Source organism: Candidatus Neptunochlamydia vexilliferae (assembly GCF_015356785.1).
GTDB classification, from domain to species: domain Bacteria; phylum Chlamydiota; class Chlamydiia; order Chlamydiales; family Simkaniaceae; genus Neptunichlamydia; species Neptunichlamydia vexilliferae.
This window is the reverse complement of sequence record NZ_JAAEJV010000066.1, coordinates 1-8,444: the sequence shown is the minus strand read 5'-3', so window position 1 is coordinate 8,444 and position 8,444 is coordinate 1. Positions and strand designations below refer to the sequence as shown.

The following is an 8,444-nucleotide window of genomic DNA, read 5'->3' as shown; positions in this document are numbered from 1 at the left end:
TGGCCTCCACGTATTCTACGTTCCGGCCTTTTTTCTATTGAGTGAAAGGCTATTATCTCTCATTCAACATTCCATTTACACAGTTATTTTTACACTCCCAACTTTGACGAAAGCTTGCTGGGGATAGGGATGTTCTATCTTTCATGATTTTGGATTCCTCTTAAAATTCGACTTAGCCGCTTTGATTTTGGTCCTTTTTTTAATTCAGAAATTTGATCCAATGTTAGTATTCCTCTTTCTAGACCTTCTAAGATTGCTTGAGCCACCAAATCCTCAGGAAACCCTTCATCTAGCAAAACATCTTGAATTGTCTTTTTAGGGTTAGTGACCCTATAACCTTCATACTCCTCTAGGTCTTCTTTAGAAAGGTTTTCAAAATAAAGGACAATATTTTCCGGAGGGGGATGGTATCGCCTAAATCCTTTAGGTACGGTCATATGATAGTTTGCTGGCATGATATCACTAAGCTCATGGATAGTCAGTGCTGTTGCATGAGAAAATACCCCCTGAACCTTCCCTTGTCGGTTCATTGACCAAAGGCTCCAATAGACTAAATCAGGCCGATCACCATACGGATAGTTCACTAGACGGTAAATACCCCTCCCTTCTCTAGTCCAGTTTCCTTTTTTGACGTGGTAAGCAAAACGACTATCCGAATACCCTGCTTGTTTAGCTTGATATGCAGTAAAATACCCTTGTTGTACACTAGCTATAGCATAGAGCTGTCGTTCAATTTCTTTATCTCTCATACATAAAACCTAACAAATCGTTAGGTTTTATGTCAAAATATACTTAAGTTGTTTATAATAAGCATTTTTTATCTTAGCAAAAATATGCTCAAAAACTCTCGAATACTGCTGAAAAGCCTTTTCCATAGGGGATTCAACACCTTGAACGTGTACCCTAAAGTTCATAGTGCTCAGTAGGTTTAGATTAAAGACTTCTTTTCTCTGTAGATCGTAAACCTCGAAGTGTTGAGGGTTCGAGCGATATAGGACACTCCCCTCCCCTGCTCGATGAGCTCCTTGAGGGTTTCTCTCTGCTCATCGTTGAGCGATTTGGGCCTTCCACCTTTTCTTCCTTGCCGTCTTGCGGATTCGAGGCCTGCTAGGGTTCTTTCTCGGATGAGCTCGCGGCCAAATTCGGCTAAAGAACCAAAGATGTGGAAAATCAGCATCCCTCCTGGACTTGTGGTATCGATCCCTTCTGTGAGGGATTTGAATCCAATCTCTCTTTTTTTGAGCTCTTGGATAATCTGTATCAAGTCTTGTAAGGATCTTCCGAGTCGGTCAAGCTTCCAAACGACAAGAATGTCCCCTGCTTTTAAAAAGTCGAGGGCTTCTTTGAGTTTGGGGCGGTTGAGCGTACTTCCGGAAGTTTTCTCCTCGAATAGATGTCTGGAATCGATTCCTTCCTGGATTAAAGCGTCTATTTGCATTTGCGGGTTTTGGTCAAAGGTTGAAACTCTTGCGTATCCGACTAAGAGACCTTTTCTTGTTTTATGATTTTCCTGATTCATGTTTCAAAAACCATTTTTTTGTCTTTTGATACAGTTTATCAAACGCACAGAGTTTTTGCAACGGGTTTTTTGGGATCTGATTGGATTTTGTTGGGTGTGTGCAAAAACGATCGTTTTTGATACGGCAAGGATTTTAGAGAGCATAAACATCTCATTGCAGTTTTTACGGCTTTTAGATATAGTCTTAAAAAGAGAAACAACAGGATGGTTTTTATGACACAAGAAAAAGGCTTTATTAAGGTGACTGTTAGTATGCATTCATCGCAACATCGGAAGTTAAAGGCAATAGCTGCAATTAAGGGAGTGAGTCTTTCAACATATGTTATGGAATGTGTGGAAAAGGAGATTTTTCGGGGACGAGAAAATTCTGACGAAGCTGTTAAAGAAGTTGAAGCGTTGATTAAAGCAGAAGCGTAAGAATTGATAGAGGCGTTTTTGTTGTTAAGCCTTAAACCTGTAATTGCTTTAGTAACGGGAGATTGGGCTTTCCACCTTACCTTGATCTAAAAACCTTCTAAATTGAGCATTCTTGCACAACTGTTTGCTCTGATATTTTGCTATATGAATCGCAATTATCTATCCCAGCTGGGGCGAATATAGTTTTTAAGGCTGTGTGTGATGCCTCTTGATTTCGCCTTGTTTTTAAGTTTTTTGATCTGGGCTTCTGAACGTTGAGGGTCCAACAGACTGTTAAGGGCTTGACAATACCTTATTTCTTCATCTATTAGGAGCTGTTTTTCTTCAAAAACATTCATCGCTTACCAACATCAACCATTTTAAGTCTTTTTCCGAATTATGTGGCAAGATAATTATGAAATAGCGCTAATAGTTAATTTTTATGTTAACTTAAGTGGATGTTAATTGGGGGTATTAGACAAGTATTCACAGAAAACTTTATTCTGGTTTATTTGCTTTAGAAAATAAGGATAGTGAATGCTTTCAAACGGAGAATTTGTTAATGGTGTTTCGAATGAGAAGGTGGAATTGGCAAAAAATCTTTTAGAGGTTTTTTCGAAAGAGGTCAGGGGAATGGCTCTTTATCCTCCGAAAGGTGCTTTATGCCTATGTGGGAGTGGAAAAAAATATAAGAAGTGTTGTTTAAGCGAAGAGAAAAGACCTTTTAAACATCTGGAAAAAGGGGTTAAAGTCGTACCGGACAAGGAGCTTTTTTTTCTTGAAAATCAAAAGGATTGTTTTAACCTTTCCCTTTGTGCAGAGGCTCTCAATAAAGAAAAGAAGCCGTTTCCTATTGAAGAGCTGTTGTATTTATATGAAAAATACCCCGATCATCCAGCCGTTCAAGTGGTTTTGGCTGTCTGGTATAAGGTGAATGAAGAAAGGCAATCTCTGGAAAAAGTATTTCAGAATTTTAAAGAGTGTGATGCTCTATCCGTTAAGCTGTTTCGATGGTGGCATATTTTTGAGAGTGGTTATACGAAAGAGCTCCCCAGTATTGGGGTGCCTGATAACCTTCAAAACATCGAGCCTAATAGAAAGTCTTTTTATTTGACCGAGTTTGCTCTTTGGGGGCTGATTCAAATCTGCAGAGCTTTGGATAAAAAAAGGTTCATTGAGGCTGAGTCTCACTTTCTTTCTCTGATCAAGGTGACTCAAAAAGTGGGAGGGGGGAAGCACTGGGCAATCAATGAAGCAAAGGCGATTTTAGAATCAGGCTATTTTTTAAGGCGGATGGAGATCTTGGAGATGACGAGAAGGAATTGAAGGATGGGCTAAACCATGTTATTAGAGGATTTTATCGATAATTCAGGGATGAAAAAGAAGCTCTTTGCCCAAATGGTCGGAATCAGTAGAACATGTTTATGGAAGATCTTACAAGGAAGGAGTCGCCCCTCTTTAAAAACAGCTCAAAAGATTGATGAGCTCACAGATGGAAAGGTCTCAGTTAAAGAGCTTATCTATGGAAAAATCGCCAAAAAAAAGGAGGAAGCTGCTCGACTGTAAAGAAGGTTTCTGTTTCTGGAAAAAGGAGCTCTTGTAAGGGCTGCTCTTAAAAGTAAAGGAGCTGGGTAAAAGTTTTTAAGACAGGTATGAAAGGGCAACCCAGTTCAAGGGTTGCCCTGTTTTGTCTGAAAAAGTGCTGCCACCATCGGTGGCACTACATGCGTACTTAAACTGCCTTTTGTAAAGACATGTTTAGGTGCTTTTCTCCATACTCTTTAACATCATCAATATGAATCACCCAGGCGGCCCCTTTACGTGATGCCTTTAATGCACCAACGCGGGTTGCATAGTAAATTTTCTGGGCCTCTACTCCAAGGATTTTTGATACTTGATTGACCGAGTAAAAACCTTTACTGTTGTCAAAGAGCAACTGACCCTTATAAGTGGATTTTGTTCTCGAATACCTGTTACGACGGTACTCCTCTAAATCTTCTATATTGATTTCCCATGTTTTTAAGCCTTTATTTGCCTTAAGCTTGCTCTGCTTGATCGCGACATAAATCGCCTGTCTTGTCACACCATTGATGCGTGCAGCTTCGGTAATCGAAACAACTTTTCTTGGCCTTTGGTCTAAACTGGTTTTATTTTCTGTATTCATTTTTCTCCTTAAGTCTTTTAGGGTTGTTATATCTTACAGTTGGGGAGCGGGTATCATAAAGGGAAATTTCTGTAACGACTGGTACAGAAATGGGAAACCTTAGGACCGCGCTTTTACTCAAAAATAGGCTGATTGCTTAGGCATGAAAAACCCTAATTTTAACAATTTGTTAATATTTCAACCTTTATGGCATAGATTTTAACAAAAAAAAAATTAAAATCAACCTATTTTTTTATTAAAAATAAAAATATAGGTTGAGAGGGCTTTTTCTCTAGTGAATGGTAAGGGGGTTTCTTTGGATGGTTCTACTTTTTATGAAGCTATGCCCCGATGTCAAGAACAAAAAACTAGGTTTTTATACTCTTGCATAACTTTCTATCCTTAATCATAAGGGCTTAGGCAGAGGAAAGAGCTATGAGGATCGCAAAAGGCCCACCATCTGGTCTCTGAGTTTTTTTACTTCTTCACTATTTTCCTGTATTTCAACTTCTATACTCCGTTTAGTACCTTTTCCGAAGTATTCAAATAGCGAAACCAGAAGGTAATCAACAACTTGCCTTAAGTCTTTATTTTCATCAGAATTGATAGCTGTCCCTTCCCAAATCTTGCTATCTTCTTTTGAGTGTTTGTAAAGTATAGGATCATAGGCAATCACGATAAGCTCTCCATGATAGAGCGTTTGCTCTTCTGGAACATAGATCACATCTCCGTCTTCTGTTATTTCTTCTTCATACTCAATGCCCCCATAAGACCCTTTTTTTGTCTTGGTTTTTCCGGGTACATATTCGGGAACCTGAACTATGTGTGTGGAACTTGTCATTGAAATTGAAAAAGTTAGGTAATAGTCTGCCTTGTTAGGAGGAACCACATGGTACCCTTTATCTACGAGGATTTGTTCTATTTTTTGAGAGACCTCTTTTTCAAGGAATGTCTGTTCCTTTTCAAAGGGATGGATAGCAAAGGAACTGCCTGGATGAAATCCATTGGGAATTGTTTTGGAATCAACAAATGTATTTGCCTCAATATGATAATATCGAGTGCATGAGCTAAAAATCGCCGCGAGCATGCTAAAAGCAAGGAATATTTTTAAAATGACTCTGTACACTTATTGCCTTTTTTTCAATTTACAGGAAATTTAGCAATCGTCAAGATGAATTTTTCGAAAAGACTCAGGTTCATTCGCTTTTATATGTTAGCAATCGAGAACTGACTGTGGTTCCAAAAGAACTATGCTCTTCTAGCTAGGTTAGTAATGGTCTAGGAACCCATGCCAATCTTTTATATAAGGCGAAAAAGAGGGTAAAAGTCTTGAGGATTATTAAATGGCGGGAATTGAAGCTAAAAGGTTTTCAGTCCATCGTCCTATGAACAAGGGCATTTAAGGGCTTGTTCTATTTCCTTTAGGTAATCTTTCTCATCAATAACTTCATTCACTTTCTTTGGATATTTTTTGTATCATAGAATGACATTGTTCTCTAATTATGCGGGATAAATTCTCTCACTTTTACTCCACCTACATCAACTGGCTTCGGAGATCGTAGCAGTGCCTCGGAGAGCCCAAGGCACGATAATTTCAATGTTTAAGAGAGTATATATGCTCCATGCGACTGCGCAGCTTGCTGATATTGGTTTAAGAGTTTTAGGTTTGCATTAAGCAGTTGAATTCCTTGCTCTGCTGTTTTAATCGCTTGGTTCTTAAGATCTCCTTCTGGAGCATCGTTTTTTAGAAAAGCAATGCGTTTTTGCATCGATTCCTGAACTCTTTTCATTCGCGGGGTTGTTTCGCAAGTAAAAGCAAGCACTAGACCACAATTAAGACGATTTATTTTTCCGATAGTCTTTTGCATTTCAGCATTAAGTGCTTGCAACCCATTAATTTCTTCGCGCATAATATTTATTATTGCGTGTACTGCTTCTGGGCTTCTTAAAGCACCTTCAACTGGTTTAAAGTCTATATCGCTATAGGAATGCCACTCCTCTTCTGTATAAAGAATACACATTCCATCTGCATCAGAAACTGCTCCCATAGTCTTCTCCTTTCTAGGGGTTTTAAATCTTGTATTATTATAAAAAACAGGATAATTAATTGTAAGATAAATCATTTTTTATTAATAAATTTTATTTTTATAAAATTAGAGAAGTTTTTTTTAAAGACCCTATACTCTCAAGTCTCCAAAATGAGGTCATATCCTCGAATCTCTAAAAACGGCAAGATTTGAATCTCCTTAAGCTAACTCAATTTTAAATTGCGGCATTTCAAATTTTTTTTTGGATAGTATAATCGGAAATTGATATCAGGAGAATTTATTGGGAGATAACCCGTTGACTGATTTTTTGGAGGAACCAAGATTTAAGTGCACTTAAATTCATCTCAAAACTTCATGTAGAACGGACGATGAAGTCAAGGAAGGGCTAATTCCTAAGAATGAGGCTTTTCTTGCTTAATTTGACTTGCCTCTGTTGGGAATAACCAATTTACACCTTTACCAATTCCCACTCCTATAGCAGCCCCAAAAGAAGCACCTAAGATAGGAAATGCAAGATAAGAAATTTTTACAATCACGACAAGTCCTGACACATCTGGCATGGCCGCAGCAACAGCAGAGCGCTTTCCTGCTAGTTTTGAAAAAGCCAGTACCGGAGGAAGGATCAATGATAGAGCGATTAGCTGAATTGCTATGATAACATTCATAGCAATAGCTCCTGCAAAGCCAACGGCCCCTCCAACTAAAGCTCCCGTTGTAGCTTGTATAATGGTTTTGTTTTCCATAAGTTCCCCCTCAAATAATTATTAGAAGGTGACCTTTTCTCGCGCTGCCTGGCACTTGACCCATTTTCCCTCTTTTTGATTAAACTCTAACTTCTCTTCAAAGGAGATGTGATGCTCCTTTACCTGAATGTGAGAACAAGAGGAAAAAAGTAGTGCTGCTAAGGACATGTATTTTAATAAATTCGACTGTTTCTTCATTCTATTTTAAGGTCAAAAATCTACTTTTGCTTGAGCGGTAAAACCTTGCAAACCAAGGTTTTTTGAGAAGTCACCTGAAGCAAGCTCGTTAATCCAGTACTGGCCTTCATAACCAGCAGCTAAGTAAATGCGTTGACCTTGAGCTCTTTTTAGCCCCCACTCGACTCCAAGGCTTAGTTTAGTGATAGGAGCTAGTTTCCTTTTTTTATGCGATCCCCAATTCGTGCGCCCCCAAAGAGCCGACTGAGTTAAACTTCCCTTAAGGCTAATCCCCTTTACGAGTTCCTTAAAGGCTCGTAGGCCAATTTGAGGTCCAGTGCCATCAAATTTACAGTTATATACTGTAGACTGGTTCCAAAGAAAATTTCTCCTTGTTCTTGCATACTCAGCTCCTAAAAAAGGCTCTAGTCTAACTGTTTTTTCAACAGTGTAAGGGCGAGTAAAAGCAAGTTCATAATCGTTGAGCGCAAAATTAACTTTAAGGGCGTCCTGGATGGGGTCTGAAGACTCATAGTGGGTGAAACTAAAGCCCATGATCCAATTTCCTATGCTAGATCCTGTTCCTAATCTAAATCCAGGGTTATAATGGTTTCCCAAAAGAGACTGTCCCTCTTTAGCCTTTAGCATCAAAAGAGTTGCTGAAAAACTCATGGGGCTTTCTTGGGGATCATCCAGACGAGATTCCTTCCAGCGAGGCAAGCTGGGTGTTTTTTCATTTACAGGAACTAAGGGTACTAGACTTGTAGATGGGACAGCAGCAAAAGCTGAAAAGCAGCATAGCAACAAAAAAGCTGAAGTGATTGCAAATTTTATATTTCTCATGGTCAAACTCCGTTTCTAGAATAATTCAATTAAAAATTTCGATACTGCACTGATCATCAAATACTTAGATGCAATATAGAAATCATGCTACTCCTAAAAGGAGTAATCAATCAAGAAAAATGAAAAGTTTACACAAAGTTAAAGAACTCAAATCAATTGAGAGGGGTTGGCTAGGTGCTATTTCTATTTTTTAATTAATATAAACCACTTATTTTAATTGATTTAAACATAATTCCTATGCTAAAGTTGCTTTATCAAAAATCTTAAGAAGGGGAAATTATGGAAGCTATTGAAAGTGTCGGAGTGGATGGCTATGAAAGCGCTTTAGGAAATGAGGTAACCCAAAGCGACTGGGGTGCACTGTTACTGGAGCTTAGATGGGCTTGTAAAAATGATCAAACACTCGATATGAGTATTTTTCTAAGGGAGCGGGGCTTTACAAATGTTATTCGGGGGATCACATCTCATACATCACTACAGGATCCCTGCAAAGTCGTGACTTAAATTTTTAAATATGCATAAATGGTTGGTTTCGTATCCAATATAACCAAGGCGAGCCAGCATGAGCACCCAAA

At 38.6% G+C, this 8,444-nt stretch carries 11 protein-coding genes; 4 read left to right on the top strand and 7 right to left on the bottom strand.

Annotated features, from left to right (window positions below; translation table 11 throughout):
* Positions 1-134 precede the first annotated feature (134 nt).
* Together NEPTK9_RS08335 and NEPTK9_RS08330 are read right to left on the bottom strand one after the other, a co-directional pair.
* Positions 135-749: a type IV toxin-antitoxin system AbiEi family antitoxin domain-containing protein gene (locus tag NEPTK9_RS08335; RefSeq protein WP_194848377.1), complete on the bottom strand. Its 615-nt coding sequence runs from the start codon at positions 747-749 to the stop codon at positions 135-137.
* 179 nt (positions 750-928) lie between these two features.
* The gene (locus NEPTK9_RS08330) at positions 929-1,519 is read right to left on the bottom strand and encodes a recombinase family protein (protein WP_194848376.1); all 591 of its coding nucleotides are present in this window, start codon (positions 1,517-1,519) and stop codon (positions 929-931) included.
* Between the two features lie 213 nt (positions 1,520-1,732).
* Between NEPTK9_RS08330 and NEPTK9_RS08325 the strand changes: the two genes are divergently transcribed.
* The 3 genes from NEPTK9_RS08325 (at position 1,733) to NEPTK9_RS08315 (ending at position 3,481) form a co-directional block, all read left to right on the top strand.
* Complete coding sequence (locus NEPTK9_RS08325; RefSeq protein WP_194848375.1) at positions 1,733-1,936, top strand: hypothetical protein; 204 nt, start codon at positions 1,733-1,735, stop codon at positions 1,934-1,936.
* Positions 1,937-2,452: 516 nt separating this feature from the next.
* Entirely contained in the window at positions 2,453-3,241 is a 789-nt protein-coding gene (locus NEPTK9_RS08320) for an SEC-C domain-containing protein (protein ID WP_194848374.1), read from the top strand.
* A 15-nt stretch (positions 3,242-3,256) separates the two neighbouring features.
* The gene (locus NEPTK9_RS08315) at positions 3,257-3,481 is read left to right on the top strand and encodes a helix-turn-helix domain-containing protein (RefSeq protein ID WP_194848373.1); all 225 of its coding nucleotides are present in this window, start codon (positions 3,257-3,259) and stop codon (positions 3,479-3,481) included.
* 166 nt (positions 3,482-3,647) lie between these two features.
* On the opposite strand, the gene NEPTK9_RS08310 is transcribed toward NEPTK9_RS08315, so the two are convergent.
* From NEPTK9_RS08310 to NEPTK9_RS08285, 5 genes are all read right to left on the bottom strand, one after another.
* Entirely contained in the window at positions 3,648-4,079 is a 432-nt protein-coding gene (locus NEPTK9_RS08310) for a helix-turn-helix domain-containing protein (protein WP_194848372.1), read from the bottom strand.
* A gap of 412 nt (positions 4,080-4,491) precedes the next feature.
* Positions 4,492-5,184 (bottom strand): hypothetical protein, encoded by a 693-nt coding sequence (locus NEPTK9_RS08305; RefSeq protein WP_194848371.1) that lies wholly within the window; start codon positions 5,182-5,184, stop codon positions 4,492-4,494.
* Positions 5,185-5,659: 475 nt separating this feature from the next.
* The gene (locus NEPTK9_RS08300; protein WP_194848370.1) at positions 5,660-6,106 is read right to left on the bottom strand and encodes a hypothetical protein; all 447 of its coding nucleotides are present in this window, start codon (positions 6,104-6,106) and stop codon (positions 5,660-5,662) included.
* Between the two features lie 392 nt (positions 6,107-6,498).
* A complete protein-coding gene (locus NEPTK9_RS08295) occupies positions 6,499-6,849 on the bottom strand; it encodes a hypothetical protein (protein WP_194848369.1) in 351 nt (116 codons plus the stop codon).
* A 210-nt stretch (positions 6,850-7,059) separates the two neighbouring features.
* Complete coding sequence (locus NEPTK9_RS08285; protein WP_194848367.1) at positions 7,060-7,698, bottom strand: Lpg1974 family pore-forming outer membrane protein; 639 nt, start codon at positions 7,696-7,698, stop codon at positions 7,060-7,062.
* 450 nt (positions 7,699-8,148) lie between these two features.
* Here NEPTK9_RS08285 and NEPTK9_RS08280 point away from each other — a divergent pair, with 450 nt between their 5' ends.
* Positions 8,149-8,373, top strand: coding sequence for a hypothetical protein (locus NEPTK9_RS08280; RefSeq protein ID WP_194848366.1), 225 nt, complete (start codon positions 8,149-8,151; stop codon positions 8,371-8,373).
* Positions 8,374-8,444: the final 71 nt, after the last annotated feature.